The organism is Streptococcus infantis (assembly GCF_047460405.1).
GTDB classification, from domain to species: domain Bacteria; phylum Bacillota; class Bacilli; order Lactobacillales; family Streptococcaceae; genus Streptococcus; species Streptococcus infantis_Q.
Genome location: NZ_JASHGH010000004.1, coordinates 107,089 through 123,355, shown reverse-complemented (window position 1 = coordinate 123,355; position 16,267 = coordinate 107,089). Strand labels below are relative to the sequence as shown.

General features: G+C 38.9%; 12 protein-coding genes, 1 tRNA gene, 1 pseudogene and 1 other annotated feature. Of the genes and pseudogenes, 2 read left to right on the top strand and 12 right to left on the bottom strand.

All coding sequences use genetic code 11. The annotated features are described in order from the left end of the window. Positions 1–29: 29 nt before the first annotated feature. Both QM928_RS03005 and QM928_RS03000 read left to right on the top strand, forming a co-directional pair. On the top strand, positions 30–779 hold the full coding sequence (locus QM928_RS03005; protein WP_414294368.1) for a lysophospholipid acyltransferase family protein: 750 nt from the start codon (positions 30–32) through the stop codon (positions 777–779). Between the two features lie 119 nt (positions 780–898). Next, positions 899–971 (top strand) — tRNA-Thr (locus QM928_RS03000). Between the two features lie 507 nt (positions 972–1,478). Here the strand turns inward: QM928_RS03000 and pyk are convergent. The 12 genes and pseudogenes from pyk to gyrB all read right to left on the bottom strand — a co-directional run bounded on the left by pyk (position 1,479) and on the right by gyrB (position 16,257). Beyond that, on the bottom strand, positions 1,479–2,984 hold the full coding sequence (gene pyk, locus QM928_RS02995; RefSeq protein WP_014713116.1) for a pyruvate kinase: 1,506 nt from the start codon (positions 2,982–2,984) through the stop codon (positions 1,479–1,481). Positions 2,985–3,050: 66 nt separating this feature from the next. After that, the gene (pfkA, locus tag QM928_RS02990) at positions 3,051–4,058 is read right to left on the bottom strand and encodes a 6-phosphofructokinase (RefSeq protein ID WP_000820873.1); all 1,008 of its coding nucleotides are present in this window, start codon (positions 4,056–4,058) and stop codon (positions 3,051–3,053) included. Positions 4,059–4,139: 81 nt separating this feature from the next. After that, positions 4,140–7,241, bottom strand: a complete 3,102-nt coding sequence (locus tag QM928_RS02985; protein WP_315639355.1) for a DNA polymerase III subunit alpha — start codon at positions 7,239–7,241, stop codon at positions 4,140–4,142. Positions 7,242–7,488: 247 nt separating this feature from the next. Then, a pseudogene (locus QM928_RS02980) lies at positions 7,489–8,124 on the bottom strand (B3/4 domain-containing protein). 109 nt (positions 8,125–8,233) lie between these two features. Continuing rightward, positions 8,234–8,620, bottom strand: a complete 387-nt coding sequence (locus QM928_RS02975; protein WP_315639356.1) for a VOC family protein — start codon at positions 8,618–8,620, stop codon at positions 8,234–8,236. 56 nt (positions 8,621–8,676) lie between these two features. Beyond that, complete coding sequence (gene rplT / locus QM928_RS02970) at positions 8,677–9,036, bottom strand: 50S ribosomal protein L20 (protein WP_000124830.1); 360 nt, start codon at positions 9,034–9,036, stop codon at positions 8,677–8,679. A gap of 51 nt (positions 9,037–9,087) precedes the next feature. Beyond that, entirely contained in the window at positions 9,088–9,288 is a 201-nt protein-coding gene (gene rpmI, locus QM928_RS02965; protein WP_001125942.1) for a 50S ribosomal protein L35, read from the bottom strand. A gap of 32 nt (positions 9,289–9,320) precedes the next feature. Beyond that, entirely contained in the window at positions 9,321–9,851 is a 531-nt protein-coding gene (gene infC / locus QM928_RS02960) for a translation initiation factor IF-3 (RefSeq protein ID WP_000848177.1), read from the bottom strand. A 15-nt stretch (positions 9,852–9,866) separates the two neighbouring features. Continuing rightward, positions 9,867–9,997: a sequence feature (ribosomal protein L20 leader region), on the bottom strand. A gap of 85 nt (positions 9,998–10,082) precedes the next feature. Beyond that, positions 10,083–11,474 (bottom strand): peptidoglycan-N-acetylglucosamine deacetylase PgdA, encoded by a 1,392-nt coding sequence (gene pgdA / locus QM928_RS02955; protein ID WP_414294369.1) that lies wholly within the window; start codon positions 11,472–11,474, stop codon positions 10,083–10,085. A gap of 146 nt (positions 11,475–11,620) precedes the next feature. Next, a complete protein-coding gene (locus QM928_RS02950; protein WP_414294370.1) occupies positions 11,621–12,190 on the bottom strand; it encodes a hypothetical protein in 570 nt (189 codons plus the stop codon). Between the two features lie 311 nt (positions 12,191–12,501). Further along, positions 12,502–14,229, bottom strand: a complete 1,728-nt coding sequence (gene ezrA, locus QM928_RS02945) for a septation ring formation regulator EzrA (RefSeq protein ID WP_414294371.1) — start codon at positions 14,227–14,229, stop codon at positions 12,502–12,504. Between the two features lie 81 nt (positions 14,230–14,310). Then, positions 14,311–16,257, bottom strand: a complete 1,947-nt coding sequence (gene gyrB / locus QM928_RS02940; RefSeq protein WP_414294372.1) for a DNA topoisomerase (ATP-hydrolyzing) subunit B — start codon at positions 16,255–16,257, stop codon at positions 14,311–14,313. Positions 16,258–16,267 lie beyond the last annotated feature (10 nt).

The following is a 16,267-nucleotide window of genomic DNA, read 5'->3' as shown; positions in this document are numbered from 1 at the left end:
ATAAAAGAAAGAAAACTGAAGGAGACATCATGTTTTATACTTATCTGCGTGGGCTGGTTATGTTGATTCTATGGTCAATCAATGGAAATGCTCACTTTCACAATACTGAAAAAATTCCAAGTTTAGATGAAAATTATATCCTTGTTGCGCCACACCGTACCTGGTGGGATCCAGTCTATATGGCTTTTGCAACAAAACCAAAGCAATTTGTCTTTATGGCAAAAAAAGAACTCTTTACCAACCGTATCTTTGGTTGGTGGATTCGCATGTGTGGTGCTTTCCCTATCGACCGTGATAACCCAGGTTCTTCTGCTATCAAATACCCTATCAATGTTCTTAAAAAGAGCGACCGCTCTCTCATCATGTTTCCAAGTGGCAGTCGTCATTCCAACGATGTTAAAGGTGGTGTTGCTCTCATCGCTAAAATGGCCAAAGTACGTATCATGCCAGTTACCTACACTGGTCCAATGACCTTAAAAGGGCTCATTAGTCGTGAACGTGTCGACATGAACTTTGGAAATCCTATTGATATTTCTGACATCAAAAAAATGAATGATGAAGGTATTGAGATGGTTGCAGACCGCATCCAATCTGAATTCCAACGTTTAGATGAGGAAACGAAACAATGGCACAATGATAAGAAACCAAATCCACTTTGGTGGTTTATCCGTATCCCTGCCCTTATTCTAGCTATTATCGTAGCTGTTATCACCATCATTTTTAGCTTTATCGCAAGCTTTATCTGGAATCCAGACAAAATAAAAGAAAAATTAGGCTAAAGGAAACAGTGGCTTAGGAGCTATCTCCTTAAGCCTTTTTTTGAGCGGAAATCCGATTATTTTTTAAAGAAAATAACGTATTGACAAAGATTTGAAACTATAGTATACTTTTTAAGTAAGCTGATTTAGCTCAGTAGGCAGAGCGCATCCATGGTAAGGATGAGGTCGCCGGTTCGATCCCGGCAATTAGCATTGTTGATCAGTTCCTTAATAGGGAGCTGATTTTTTCTTGACATTTTATGGACCTTATAGTAGAATAGACAATGCGATGAGTCGATATGTAGCGAGAGCTACTATTGAGCATAGGAGGTCATAACGCAGGAGCGGACCTTGAGAAATTGTGTGAACCGATTTCTCACATGGAGATGCCTCTCAGGCTTTCTGGTTTTTCCAGAGAGCTTTTTTATTTTCCTAAACACTACTAAACCCTATCTTTTAGCAATCCTTTCTGCACAAACAGTAATAAGCTCAAGCCTCAATCATACATTTATAGACTTATTATCCAAAAAATCCTAGCTAGGTTTAGTCATAAATATAGAAAAATGACCATTGCAATCTATAATTACAGCAAAAGTTACAGGGTAAGCTGTATTATATACCTTAGCATTGAAAGGAAAATGATATTTTTGCCCCTCGCCACAAAAAAAGACCTATCACACAAGCTAGAAAGCTTGATATGATAGGCTTTTTAATGTTAGATTAACGTACAGTGCGGATACGCATTGTGTTAGTACGAACTGCTTCACCAAGTGGCACACCTGCAACGATAACGATATCGTCACCAGATTGTACAAGACCTGCTTCAACTGCTTTACGTTCAGCAATTTCGAACATGTCATCAGTTGATGATGGAGCTTCTGTCAACATTGGGATAACACCCCAGTTCAACATCAATCCACGTTCTGTCAATTCGTCGAATGTCAATGCCAAGATATCAGCATTTGGACGGTATTTAGAGATCAAACGTGCTGTGTGACCAGTCTTAGTAAGAGTTACAACCAATTTAATGTCCATTGAATTTGTAGCATCTTTAACTGCTGAAGCCATAACTTCTGTCTTAGAGTTACGTTCAAATGAATCTGAGTTCAAACGTCCGTATTCGTTAAGAAGAGTTTGAGCATTCTTATCGATAGTTGCCATTGTACGAACAGACTCAAGTGGGTATTTACCATTCGCTGACTCACCTGAAAGCATTGTTGCGTCAGTTCCGTCGATAACAGCGTTAAATACGTCTGATACTTCTGAACGAGTTGCACGTGGTTTTTCAGTCATTGTTTCAAGCATGTTTGTTGCAGTGATGACAACTTTACCAGCAGCGTTCACTTTAGTGATGATCATTTTTTGGTAAACTGGAACCATTTCAAATGGTACTTCGATACCCATGTCACCACGAGCGATCATGATACCATCAGCAGCTTCAATGATTTCGTCCAAGTTATCGATACCTTGTTGGTTTTCGATTTTAGCGAACAATTGAACGTGACCGTTACCAGTTTCTTCACAGATTGCACGAACTTCGTTCACGTCTTTTGCAGTACGTACGAATGAGATCGCGATAAAGTTGATACCTTGTTCAAGACCGAAGCGGATATCAGCGTTATCACGTTCAGCAAGAGCTGGGAAAGGAATTTTAGTGTTAGGGATGTTTACACCTTTTTGTTTAGCGATAACACCGTCGTTTTCAACTTCAACGACAAATTCACGAGTTGCATCGTCTTTTTCTACAACACGAAGACCAAGTTTACCATCGTCAACCAATACTTGGCGACCAACTTCAACGTCATCATAGATGTCAAGAGCTCCAGCAACGTTCAAAGCAATCACTTCACGAGTTGATTTGATACCTTGTTTAGTTGCAACACGGATTTTTTCACCAGTTTTGTATGAGTACTCTTTAGCTTCACCTTCGAACAATTCAGTACGGATTTCTGGTCCTTTAGTATCAAGAAGGAAACCAACTTTTTTACCTGCAAGTTTTTCTGCAAGTTTAACAGTTGCCATACGGTCACCTTGTTCTTGGTGGTCACCGTGTGAGAAGTTGAAACGGAAAGTGTTAGCTCCTGCTTCAATCAATTGAGCAATGTTTTTAGCTGAAGCTTCAACGTCAAGTTTTTCACCCCAGTATCCGTCATCACCGAATTTTTTACCACCACGGATTTCTACCGCAGGACCCAAAGTTGCAACGATTTTTACACGTTTGTTCATGATTTTTGTGACTCCTTTATATAATTTGACCTTTTATGGTCATTTTACCAGTTTAGTTAAAGTTGATTATGACAAGCTCTTGTTCAAAGCAGAAAGTTCAAGGTCAGCTTTATGAGGATTGTTAACAACAATCTTACCATCAGCTGTTAGGCTAAACAAAGCTCCTTCTTCTGCAGTTCCAAGAATTGGATTTTCAACCATTTTCTCGTTACGGATACCAACAGCGACACCACCGATTCCTTGTTTAAGAAGTTTAACAGCGTGTGCTCCCATACGTGACGCCAATACACGGTCACGAGCAGTTGGAGATCCACCACGTTGGATATGACCAAGTTCAGTTACACGAAGGTCGCTTGTATCTCCAGCTTCTTTTAGCTTTTGACCAAATTCAGCCGCTGACATAACACCTTCTGCCAAAACGATAATGTTGTGTTTCTTACCGTGTTCATATCCAGCTTTGATACTTGCTACGATGTCTTCCATCTTGAAGCCTTCTTCAGGGATGATAATTTCATCAGCACCAGTGGCAATACCAGCCCAAAGAGCGATATCTCCAGCATTACGTCCCATAACTTCAACTACGAAAGTACGACGGTGACTTGATGAGGTATCACGAATCTTATCGATGGCATCCATTGCAGTTGTAACTGCAGTATCAAATCCGATTGTGAAATCAGTACCTACGATATCGTTATCGATTGTTCCTGGAAGTCCAATAGCAGGGAATCCATGCTCAGTCAAGCGCATAGCTCCGTGATAAGAACCGTCACCACCGATAACTACGACACCTTCGATACCGTGTTTTTTCAACTGCTCAATCCCTTTAAGTTGACCTTCGAGTTTTGCAAACTCAGGATAACGAGCAGAGTGAAGGAAAGTACCACCACGTGAAATGATGTCTCCCACTGAAGCAGCATCAAGTGGATAAATCTCACCAGCAACCATACCAGCGTATCCATCATAGATACCAAAAACTTCCATTCCTTCTGAGATTGCTTGACGAACTACTGCACGGATGGCAGCATTCATACCAGGGGCGTCTCCACCACTAGTCAAAACAGCAATACGTTTCATTTGGTTTTGCTCCTTTTTCTTTTAACATTCTAACTGATTATACCATAATTAAAGTTAAAATTCTTTTATTTTCATTGATTTTTAACGATAAATCGTTTTCATAGTTATTTGACTCAAAGTTTCCTGCAAACTAACATCTTTTGCAACAAAATAGCCCGGCAAAAGAACATTTTTTTGTTCATTTTCGTAGCGAATGATGACAGGAATTTGTCCCTTGTATTGTTCTAAAATATGATAAATTTCAGAATCATGTTCATGATCAGCAGCCTGAATCCAAAATCGTTCACTCACTGCTTCTTTTAGATTATTTAATACTAACTGAAGGCGACCGTCTCTTGCCTGCACTTTTCCATTAAGGTAGTAAAATCTTCCTTCATGTAAGAGATTTTTAAATTGGCGATACTGGTCAGAAAAAACTGTGACTTCAAGCTTCGTTTTACTATCACTAACTTTCAGAAAAGCCATGTTTTCACCTTTTTTAGTACGAATGACACGAATGGATTCTATCTCAACGAGTACTGTAGCTGTCTGTCCTTCAGATAGTTCAGACAAACTCACAATTGGATAGAGGGGATTCTTTGCTAAAATCAGTAAGGGGTGCGGACTGATACCGACTCCAAGCCACTCCTGTTCCTTACGAAACTTTTCGACTTGCGTAAAATCCTCACTCTCAAGCCAATTGTAGCTATTATCTGCAAATAAACTACCCAATTCTTCCACAAAAATAAACAAAGTAGGTAAATTGGATAAGATTTTTTGGCGATTTTTTTCAAAACTATCAAATAAACCAATCTCGACTAGGGGAGTTAAAAGACTCAACTTCTGATAATTTTTAGGCAAGCGAGTGACAAAATCTTCGACACTACTAAAAGGACGATTCTCTAAAATCCAATAGGCAAAATCTCGAGGCATCCCCTTGATACTCTTAAGTCCCAAGTAAATAGTCCTGTCTGTCAATTTATCCTGATACGGAATTGTATTGATAGAGAGTGGTGTTAGTTCAAAACCCATTTCAAGCGCATCGAGAATATAATCTCCACTGGCATAGTTGAGCATAACTTGATAAAAGATTTCTGGGTAATGTGTTTTAAAGTAAGCAAGCTGGAAGGCTAAAGCCGCATAAGCATAAGCATGCGATCGGTTGAAACCATAACCAGCAAATTTTTCCATGACAGCAAAAACCTGCTGAGCCTGTTCTTTTCCATGACCTTTTTCGAGTGCACCTTGGATAAAACTCTCCTCCATTCGGTGCATCTCGGCCGCATTCTTTTTCCCCATAGCACGACGTAAAATGTCGGCCTTCCCAAGGCTGAAACCAGCGTAACGCTGTGCCACTTGCATAACCTGTTCTTGGTAAAGCATAATGCCATAAGTTGGAGCTAAAATATCTTCCAAAACTGGGTCCAGAACTGTTACCTTTTCTTTACCATGTTTTCGAGCCACAAAGTTATCAATATAGTCACTCGCTCCCGGTCTGTTGAGGGAAGTCGTTGCCACTACTTCTTCAAAGCTTTCAGGCTTCACGCGCTTTAATAAGCGAATAGCACCAGGTTGTTCAAACTGAAAGATTCCCTTGGTCTTCCCAGCTGCAAAAAGAGCCAAAGTTTCCCTATCCTCAAGGTCAATATCCTCAATCCTTAGCTGAATTCCTTGAGTTTCAAATAAGAGCTCCTTCATTTTTTGAGCGAAGGTGAGGTTTCGTAAGCCCAAGAAATCCATCTTGAGCAAGCCATTTCCCTCGACTCCATGAGCATCATACTGGGTAATGAGCATATCCTCACCATACTTAAGAGGAATATAGTCCGTTAGATTTTTATCACTGATAACCACACCAGCAGCATGAATGGAGGTTTGACGAGGTGCTCCTTCTATTTTCTTGGCAATAACGAAAGCCTTTTGGTACTCAATCTTACCTTGAATCAGTTGTCTAAAGCCTAAATTCCCTTCATAGGCGCTTGTCAAGGTATCTTTGAAACCAATTTTCTTGGTTATGGATGTCAACTCGTACTCGGGAACACCATACCGTTTAAAAATATCTCGGATGGCCTGTTTGGCACCAAAAGTCGAGTAGGTGACTATCTGAGCAGCGTGAATACTACCATAACGGTCACGAACATAGCGGATAAATTCAGGACGATAGATATCAGGAATATCAATATCGATATCAGGCATGGTATAGCGTTCACGATTTAAAAAGCGCTCAAAGATAAGATTCTTAGCTACAGGATCAATACCAGTAATATTTAAGGCATAGGCCACTAGACTTCCAACTGCAGACCCACGTCCCATTCCCATATAATATCCCTGAGAACGACCAAAACGTAAGAGATCCCAGACAACCAAGAAATAGTCATCGAATCCCATGTCATGAATCACAGATAGTTCTTCTTCCAAACGAGCCTGATAAACTGAATCGAGTAAGCCTTTCTGTTCCAAGCCCTTAATAGCTCTTTCGCGCAACTCTTCAACAGCTGGTCTCTCTGGATTGAAGCGTGGAAGCTTGAGACTACTATCAATCTCATAGGAAGCTTCCTTGATTAATCTTGCAAGATTTTCAAGCGCGAGTGGAAATTTCTCTAAAAAAATCTGTTCTAGACGGTCAGCCGGTAAAAACAAGCCTTGTTGCGCTTGAACATCCACCTCTCGTAAGGTCACATTTTCCTTAATCGCCTTGAGCATTTGAAGCGTTTCTAAATCCTCAGATTCGAAGGAATTAACACGATAAAGTGGGAGAATGGAGTGAGAAAAATTCGACTGAGGTGTATCTGGATACACTCCGATATAATAGTCATGCCCTAAGTCCAAGGAATCAATTGCAGAATAATAGGGAACAATAACACAAATATCTTCTAGATAGGTAGAAAAATCAGTCCATTCCTTTTTACCTGTCATTTTTTGACTCGAAAGCTTCATGAGATTTCGATAACCATGATTTGACAAGGCTAAAAATCGAAGGTTGACAAGTTCCTCCTCATGATGAACGGTCATCTCAAGACCTAATAAAGGCTGAATCTCCTGTTTTTGGCACTCTTTGATAAAATAATAGGCTCCATAGAGATTGTCAACATCCATGATTCCAAGTGCTGAGTAGCCGTATGCTTTCCCCTGGTCAACATACTTCTGAATGGAAATCATACTCTCCATGAAACTATAAACCGTTTTTGTATCAAGTTGTGCAATCACTCGCTATCACCTCCCTTTTTCTCCTTATATTATACCATTTTAGAAAATAGAAAAACAATTTCTTTCTCCCCTTGTAGAAAAAAGAACCACAGTTGAATTAACCGTGATTCCCATTCATTATTCTACCTCTAGGATAGGATTTGTGGTTGTCAAATGACTGATCTTACCACTAATACTCTTCGAAAATCAAATTCAAACCACGTCAGCGTCGCCTTGCGGTACTCAAGTACAGCCTGCAGCTAGCTTCCTAGTTTGCTCTTTGATTTTCATTGAGTATAACACCAAAATATTTCTCAATTTTAGTATGTAATTCTAGCATTGATTCTAGAGCTCGTGATGCCTGCTCTTCATTGATAGCTTCAATGACTAAAATAGCATCTTTGTTTTGGTTCTTTGGGCTTCACGCCAGTTTAAACAGCGACAAACCGCACCGTGGTCATCAAAATAAATCATTTCATCAGCTAATGCAGAAGCATCACTTTCAGACCCTAGTGGAAGAAGGATTCATTCCTTCGTGCTCTTCCAAGAAGTCACCAACAATCTTAGCTAAATCCTCTTCCCCACAAGGAACAGCGTAAGAAAGTAAGACGCTATTATAGATATCTACCAAAGGATTTATTGGATTAAATTCTCTTCCTTGACTCACACGCTTTAATAAAGCTTCAATAGAAGAACGAGCACCTTTTTTGGTTTTGAATTTAGTGAATGCCTGACGCCATTCTTGAATCACTTCATTCTGAGTAAAATTCTCATCTACTATAAAAGTCCGGGCTTTTTTTGTTCCTTCATCTAATAAAGCTTTAAAATATGGATCTTCACTCTCATCAATAGTATTGTTGAGAACTTTTTCCACCAATACACTGATTTGAGCATCTGGAAACAGGTGCCAAAAATCATCTTTTACATAAACTTCCCTGACCTTGCTCTATTCTTTTTCTTTGATTCTACTACAAATAAAAAAAACGAGTAGCATACAAGCTACTCGATAGGAACTATAATGAATTTTCACGAATCACTTCTACCTTGTATCCATCTGGATCTTTGATAAAGTAATAGTTTGGTTGAGTCCCTGGAAGTCCATTAGGTGCTGTCACTTCATAGCCTTTGTCGCTATGTTCTTTGTGAAGAGCCTCAAGATCAGGTGTGCTTAGGGCGATGTGAGCAAAACCGTCACCGACAACATAAGGTCCGTGATCATAGTTGTAGGTCAACTCCAATTCATAATCATCACCGTCAAGACCTAGATAAACAATCGTAAAAGCATAGTCTGGAAAATCCTTGCGACGCAATTCCTTAAATCCAAAAGCATCTTGATAAAAAGCAATTGATTTTTCAAGATTTTCTACTCGCAAGCATGTGTGTAGCATTTTTGAAGCCATTTTTTCTCCTTTGTTTAAAAAAGACTGGGACAAACTTGCACCAGTCTTATGAATAATTATTTACCAAGTTTTGCTTTAGCTGCATCTGCAAGAGCTGTGAAAGCTGCTGCATCGTTAACAGCCAAGTCAGCAAGCATTTTACGGTTAACTTCGATCTCAGCCAATTTCAAACCATGCATCAATTGTGAGTATGAAAGTCCGTTCAAACGAGCTGCCGCATTGATACGTGTGATCCACAATTTACGGAAGTCACGTTTCTTTTGACGACGGTCACGGTATGCATAGTAGTAAGAGTTCATTACTTGTTCTTTTGCAGTACGGAACAAGATGTGTTTAGCTCCATAGTAACCTTTTGCTAATTTAAGAATACGTTTACGACGTTTGCGTGATACAACGCCACCTTTAACACGTGCCATGTTTTATTTCCTCCAAATATTTCCTAGAATTGTTTACTTACAAATACGCGATTATTTCAAGCGAGTAAGCATTGCTTTGATACGTTTGAAATCTCCTGAATGCACCATAGATGCTTTACGAAGATGACGACGTTGTTTTTTAGTTTTTCCGTGGAAACGGTGAGATGTGTAAGCACGGAAACGTTTAAGTCCACCAGAACCTGTACGTTTGAAACGTTTAGCTGATGCGCGGTGTGTTTTTTGTTTTGGCATGATTTTTTCTCCTTTATTTAACTTTCTGACAATTATTTTTTGTCAGTTGCTGGCGCCAATTGCATGAACATTTGGCGTCCATCCATTTTAGCACGTTGTTCAATGATAGCAATATCTTGAGTTGCTTCAGCGAACTCGGCTAAAACTTTTGCACCAATCTCTTTATGGGTGATCATACGCCCCTTAAAGCGAATGGATACCTTCACTTTGTTTCCTTTTTCAAGGAACTTGCGAGCATTGCGAAGTTTAGTTTCGAAATCACCCTTGTCGATAACTGGGCTCAAACGAACTTCTTTCACGGTCACAACGCTTTGTTTTTTGCGTTGCTCTTTTTGTTTCTTCTGGTACTCAAATTTGAACTTACCGTAGTCCATAATTTTCGCAACAGGAGGTTTAGCTTGAGGTTGAATGAGAACCAAGTCCACATTAGCTTCGTCCGCAAGTGCCTGCGCTTCGCTTAGTGGTTTGATACCCAATTGCTCACCTTCAAGACCGATTAAGCGAACTTCGCGTACACGAATTTCATCATTGATGAATAAGTCTTGCTTTGCTATGGTTTTCACCTCTTTTTTTAATTTAGAGAAAAACAAGAGCGGACTTGCTAACGCAAACCCGCACTACATGATTGTATTTCATTTCTGAAATTTGATCCGTAGGGGCCAGACAACGTTAGTCGCAAGGCGAGAAGTTCTCACTTCTGCTTTTCTCAACTTTTATATGATATCAAGTTTTCCCCTACTTGTCAAGATTAAAACTATCTTTTTTTAATTTTTTCTATTTTTCCGACTTGCAATCTATTGATTACGAGAATAGTAAATCTCATGTGGCTTCAAACGAGTGTTGAGTAGATCTGATACAGTCACAAAACTATATCCTTGTTCCTGTAGATACTCAATTACTTTTGGTAATGAATTAACAGATGTTTGATGGATATCATGCATCAAAATGATAGATCCATTGCTTGCCTGACGCTGAATTTCTGTCAAAATCGCTGCTTCATTTTTACTCTTCCAATCAAAACTATCCACATCCCACATGATAAAGCTTAAATCAAGGCTATTGCGAATATCATCTGAGATTGCTCCGTATGGTGGACGCATCAATTTAGAGCTTTTGCCAAGAACTTTTGTAATAGCGTCTTCTGTATCTGTAAGCTGTTTCTTAGCGTCTTCCAATGACAGTTTTGTTAAAATTGGATGATTCCAGCTATGGTTTCCAACTTCATGACCTTCAGACTGCATACGTTTAAGGATCGACTCATTGCCTGCAATATTCTTTCCTTGTACAAAGAAGGTTGCTTTGATCTTATACTTGGCTAGAATATCTAAAGCTTGTGGAGTTGTATTTCCATCTGGTCCATCATCAAAGGTAAGAGCTACTACTTTTTTATTTTTCTCAGCCTGAGCCTTCTTATAAAGTTCTGCATCCTTTTCAGTTAGATAGGACGATTGGATAACATCAAAGAAGTCTGAAATAGGCAAAGCTATTTCTTCTACATTATTGGTTGCTTTGATTGGATAAAGAACCAATTGACTATCTTTGTAAGCAAACTTCCAAGATGATAAATCGCTAGCTGAAAAATCGGCTATCACTTGATCTACAAGTGTTTGTTCAAGCTTTTTATCTTGGAGCGTTGACTTGATATCCTCAAGAAACTTTTCCTTAGCTTTGCTAGCATCTGTAAAGAGCTGATCTAATGTAAACAGAGTCCCATCTTCCTTAAGATAAAGCTGATCTAACGACGTATTTTCTAGTTCAACAACAGTAGAATCACTCAAGTCATAGGCTTGTTTTTTTACAAGATGGCTCTCCACACCTTTGATGGAAGAAGAATCTTTTTCAGAGTAGTAAAAAATCAAATGTTCTTTATCTTCTACTTTATCCGTAATATCTTTTACAATGATATCCTGAACAGAGGTAATGACCTTGTCCCCCGTCATAGGATAGTAGGTGATGATTTCTGCCTGCCCCTTACGAAAATTCTCTTTCTGACTTCCTTGTGAATAGGAATCATCTTTTTCTTTTTTCAGTGCTTCAATTTTTTGCTCAAAAGCTTGCTTGGTCAAGACTTTATAAGCAATACCTGCACCTAATGTTAGGATTGTGAAGAATAGAAGCCCCACAATAATCCATAAATTTCTTTTCTTCTTATCATTTGTTTTACAATTTGTTCTTTTTTTAGTCATAGTCTTATCATATCAAATCAGGCCTATAATTTCAATGATAAATAGGAAAATGTCCATTTTTAAAGAAAAGAAAGGTAAAAGAAAAGTCCTAGATTTCCATAGGACTTTCTTTTGATTCACAAAAACATGTATATCTGTGTTTACGATTACCAACCAAGATAACCATCTCCCCTATCAAGGCCTTCACCACCAAAACCATTTGCTTCATCCCATTCTGCAACTGCTTTATTGTGTTTTTTCATATCATCTCTTGTGATTTCAGTATAACTATTTGATGATGACGCAGGCGTATAGGTTGATGCTGCTGGTTCTTCATATGCAGGTTCAGAATAAGTTGAAGTTGGCTCTTCATACGTTGATGTATTAGCATCAGATGTATATGATGACGTAGATGGTTCGTAGACAGGTTCACTAGTTTGCTTGTCTTCTGTAGTAGAAGTTGATGATGAAGCTGATGTACTAGTAGAAGAAGCCTTCTCAGTTTCAAAAGATTGGCTAGTTTTTTCTTGAGAGCTAGTAGATGTATCCTTGCTTACATCCTTTGTTTTTTGTGATGATGCATCCTTAGTTTTCGATTCATTCACAATGGTAGCTTCTTTATTGTCAGATGCTCCTAAAAAGGAAAACACTACAAGTATCAGAAGTATAAGAGCACCAATAAGACCATAGGTCATTTTCTTGTGCTTGTTGATTATTTTTTGTAGTTTTGTATTCATAATTAACCTCATATATTTAGTCATTAGTTTTAATATATCAAAGAATCTTGAATTCGTCAACCATGCCAAATATTTTTGAAAGGTGCGTGAATTTTATATCTTATTGTATATCGAATATAGAATAGTACACTGTCGCTTCTAAAATATTACTAAAAATTATTTTGACCTCCCTAGACAATTTGTTCAGATTTTATTTCATTACACTGCACTTTAATATCCAAGTCCTCTGCTCACATAAAAACACCCCAGAAGTTAGATTTTTGGCTCTAACTTTTAGGGTGCAATTCGGATTTCTATATAACTTATTTTGTTTAAAATCGAATAATTTCTCTTGTTTTTTCATATGAGGAAACAAAGCGATTTGTTACCCCTGGTTCAGCAACTTCCAAAGCTTGGGAAATCTTTTCGAAAGATGCTTGATAATCAAAGGCATTTTCAAAGATTTCTAAAGATTCATGGAAGGCTTGTTGAATCCCTTCATCAAATGATCTGTAGCGGTTAGAATATTGAAGCAATTGCTCTGTCAAGGTTGCATATTGCACAATACTGTAAGTTTCTGTTTCCAAAACTTCCATATCGTGAGTTGCAATTTCTAGGATACGATTAACAGACTCAATGTTGACTTGTGACTGTTCCAACTCTGCCATCAAATCCTCAGTACTATGGCTAGCAGCAAAGAATAATTTCAAGAAGTTCTGTGGGATTCCTGGAAGATTTCTCTTTTCCATGTAGCGCTTGATTGTGTGGAGACGATTTACATAAACATTTGCCTTTTGACGAGCATTAACATCATCTTTTTCAATCTGTACTAAACGTTCGCTCACCGAAACTTGATCATCTTCAATTTCTTTTAATGTAGCTTGAACATTTTCTAAACGTTCTTCCAATACAGAGTAAGCTTCTGAATATTCCTCTTGTTCTGAAGTCAAATCACTAACTGTAACTTCTAGGGAATCCAAATCCACTTGAAGACGACGGACATGATTTACATCACTCTCAGCCATCAAGTAAGTTTTGCTCAAGCGTTCAATATCTTTCACCAAGACTTGATTATTGTCTTTTAAGTGGTCAAGATAGGTTGGAAGTGTTGACAACAAGTTTTCAACAACTTTTTGAGAAGCAATCTCTCGTGTGAAAATATTATAGAGAGCATTGATTTCTTCTTGAATCTGAGTGTTTTCATATTCAGCATTATCCAATTCCAATTTTTTAATATTTTCTTGGTTGTTCTTCAATGCTTCATACAATAACTGCAAACGTGATTCAATGTCAGTTTCTACAAAGTGATAGTTGGCATCAAGCAACTTACGATAGCCAGCCTCTAGATCTTCAAGTTGATCAGGGAGTTCAGTCGTTAGTTTAGTAACAATTGCTGGAATTCTCTCTACGATATGTGTCAAAGCGAGGATATGGTTTTCAGCATTATCCAGAATTCCTGCTGCTTCAACTGGATCTCCTGAAGAGTTTAGCGTCACAAATTGAGAAAATTCTGATTGGATGTTCTCCAATTGTTTTTCAATTTCAGGAAGTGCTTGACCATATTTCTCAGAATCTTCTGCGACCGCCTTCTGTAAGCTTTCAAATAAATCTAAAGCATGCAAGACACGACCACTATTTTTGGATTCTTGTTTTTCTAGATCTGCCAAAGCATTTCGAATGGAAGCAATATCTTCTTCGATAAGGGTAATTTGGCTTTCAATTTGATCAATTTTGTGTTGAGCTTTCAAGAAGCGAAATGAATTATTGTACCCTTCTGCTTCAAACAGATTGTTCTCAATATCTGCAAATGAGTTGAGGGATAGGTCTACCCATTTTTGGTTCCACTCTCTAAATGCAATCTGACTTTGACCAATCAGATGCATATTCTTAACAGCTTCTACTTCATCGTTAACTGGAAGGTTATACAACTCTTCCTTTCTTCCTTCTAGTACTGCGAGCCTCTTTTCATTTCGTTTGCGTAACAAAATCGCTACAACATAAGCAATGATCAGAAGAGTCGCGATTACAATCATAATAATAATCAACAGATTATCAGACATATCAAACTCCTTTTTATACTTGAAACAATTGTAATGATTATATCATATTTTTCAAACCATGGGAACTATTTCCAAATTTTTTTAAACGTCAAGCGTGCTGTAAACAGCATTTTCTTCAATAAATTCTCGACGTGGTTCTACGCGGTCGCCCATGAGCATATCAAAGATTTCATCTGCTTCTGCAGCATCATCAACTGATACACGCGCCATGAGACGATGTTCAGGATTCATAGTTGTTTCCCAAAGTTGATGGTCATCCATTTCTCCAAGACCTTTATAACGCTGAATAGTTGGTTTTGAACGTCCTTCACTATAGCGAGCTAAGGCTTCCTGGAGACGGATTTCTTGATCTGCTCCAGGTTGGATGTATTCTTTAATTTCACTGCCGACCTTAACACCGTAAATTGGTGGTTGAGCGATATAAACATAACCTGCTTCTAAAACGGGTTTCATATAACGATAAATCAAGGTTAACAAGAGGGTACGGATGTGAGCTCCATCGACATCGGCATCCGTCATGATAACGAGTTTTTGGTAACGGGCCTTGCTGACATCAAATTCAGCACCAAAGCCTGTTCCCATAGCTGTGAAAAGGCTACGGATTTCTTCATTGGCAAGGATTTTATCCATGCTGGCCTTTTCAACGTTGAGGATTTTACCGCGAATCGGTAAAATCGCTTGGAATTCACGGTCACGACCAGACTTTGCAGAACCTCCCGCTGAATCTCCTTCGACGATGAAAAGTTCAGTTTCAGCTGGATTGTTTGAAGAACAGTCTGCCAATTTCCCTGGAAGGTTTGAAATCTCTAAACCAGATTTCTTCCGAGTAACCTCACGCGCACGCTTGGCTGCCACACGCGCCTTAGCTGCCAAAATCCCTTTTTCAACAATCCGCTTAGCAATCTGTGGATTTTCCATTAGAAAGTCTGAAAATGCTTCACTAAAGAGGCGATTAGTAATCTTGACAACTTCACTATTTCCAAGTTTAGTTTTCGTTTGTCCTTCAAACTGAGGATTTGGATGTTTCACAGAGATTACCGCTGTCAAGCCTTCACGGACATCTTCACCTGTTAGATTATCTTCATTGTCTTTGAGGAGTTTGTTTTTACGAGCGTAGTCGTTAATGACACGGGTTAGGGCTGTACGGAAACCTTGTTCATGTGTTCCACCTTCATGTGTATGAATGTTATTGGCAAAACTCATGACATTTTCATGGTAACCAGTTGTATATTGCATGGCTACTTCAACTGTGATGTCATCCATTTCTCCATCAGTGTAGATTGGCGTATCAAAGATAACATCCTTGTTTTCATTGATATACTCAACGTAACTCGCAATCCCACCTTCGTAGTGGTAGTGTCTTGTTTGTTCAAGTCCCTCACGTTTGTCAGTGATGGAAATTTGAAGGCCACGATTCAGAAAGGCGAGTTCTTGGATCCGCTTGTTTAATTTATCAAAATCAAAAGTTGTTGTTTCTGTAAAAATCTCTGGGTCTGGCGTGAAGTGTACTGTTGTACCTGTTTTATCTGTATCTCCAATCACCTCAAGGTCAGCAACAACATGTCCACGATGGTATTCTTGGTAATGAATCTTTCCGTTTTTATGAACACGAACATCCAACTGAGTTGAGAGGGCATTTACAACCGATGAACCTACACCGTGGAGTCCACCTGAAACCTTGTAACCGCCACCGCCAAATTTACCTCCAGCGTGAAGAACGGTAAAGACAGTTTCAACGGCAGGACGGCCTGTCTTTTCTTGAATATCAACAGGGATACCACGTCCATCATCAACAACCGTGATAGAGTCATCTGGCTCAATAAAGACCTGAATATGACTAGCAAATCCCGCCAAGGCCTCATCGATAGAGTTATCAACGATTTCCCAGACTAGGTGGTGAAGGCCTTCTTTTGAAGTCGATCCGATATACATTCCAGGACGCATACGAACGGCTTCCAGACCTTCCAAAACTTGAATCTGACTGGCATCATAATCCTGTGCCTGTTGGTTTTTGATTTCTTCTGTCATTTTTTCCCTT

What these genes read in the sequence shown, in the direction of transcription:
- QM928_RS03005 (WP_414294368.1), top strand. Translation starts at nt 30, where the DNA reads ATGTTTTATACTTATCTGCGTGGGCTGGTTATGTTGATTCTATGGTCA.
- pyk (WP_014713116.1), bottom strand. Translation starts at nt 2,984, where the DNA reads ATGAACAAACGTGTAAAAATCGTTGCAACTTTGGGTCCTGCGGTAGAA.
- pfkA (WP_000820873.1), bottom strand. Translation starts at nt 4,058, where the DNA reads ATGAAACGTATTGCTGTTTTGACTAGTGGTGGAGACGCCCCTGGTATG.
- QM928_RS02975 (WP_315639356.1), bottom strand. Translation starts at nt 8,620, where the DNA reads ATGGCTTCAAAAATGCTACACACATGCTTGCGAGTAGAAAATCTTGAA.
- rplT (WP_000124830.1), bottom strand. Translation starts at nt 9,036, where the DNA reads ATGGCACGTGTTAAAGGTGGCGTTGTATCACGCAAACGTCGTAAACGT.
- rpmI (WP_001125942.1), bottom strand. Translation starts at nt 9,288, where the DNA reads ATGCCAAAACAAAAAACACACCGCGCATCAGCTAAACGTTTCAAACGT.
- pgdA (WP_414294369.1), bottom strand. Translation starts at nt 11,474, where the DNA reads ATGACTAAAAAAAGAACAAATTGTAAAACAAATGATAAGAAGAAAAGA.
- QM928_RS02950 (WP_414294370.1), bottom strand. Translation starts at nt 12,190, where the DNA reads ATGAATACAAAACTACAAAAAATAATCAACAAGCACAAGAAAATGACC.
- ezrA (WP_414294371.1), bottom strand. Translation starts at nt 14,229, where the DNA reads ATGTCTGATAATCTGTTGATTATTATTATGATTGTAATCGCGACTCTT.
- gyrB (WP_414294372.1), bottom strand. Translation starts at nt 16,257, where the DNA reads ATGACAGAAGAAATCAAAAACCAACAGGCACAGGATTATGATGCCAGT.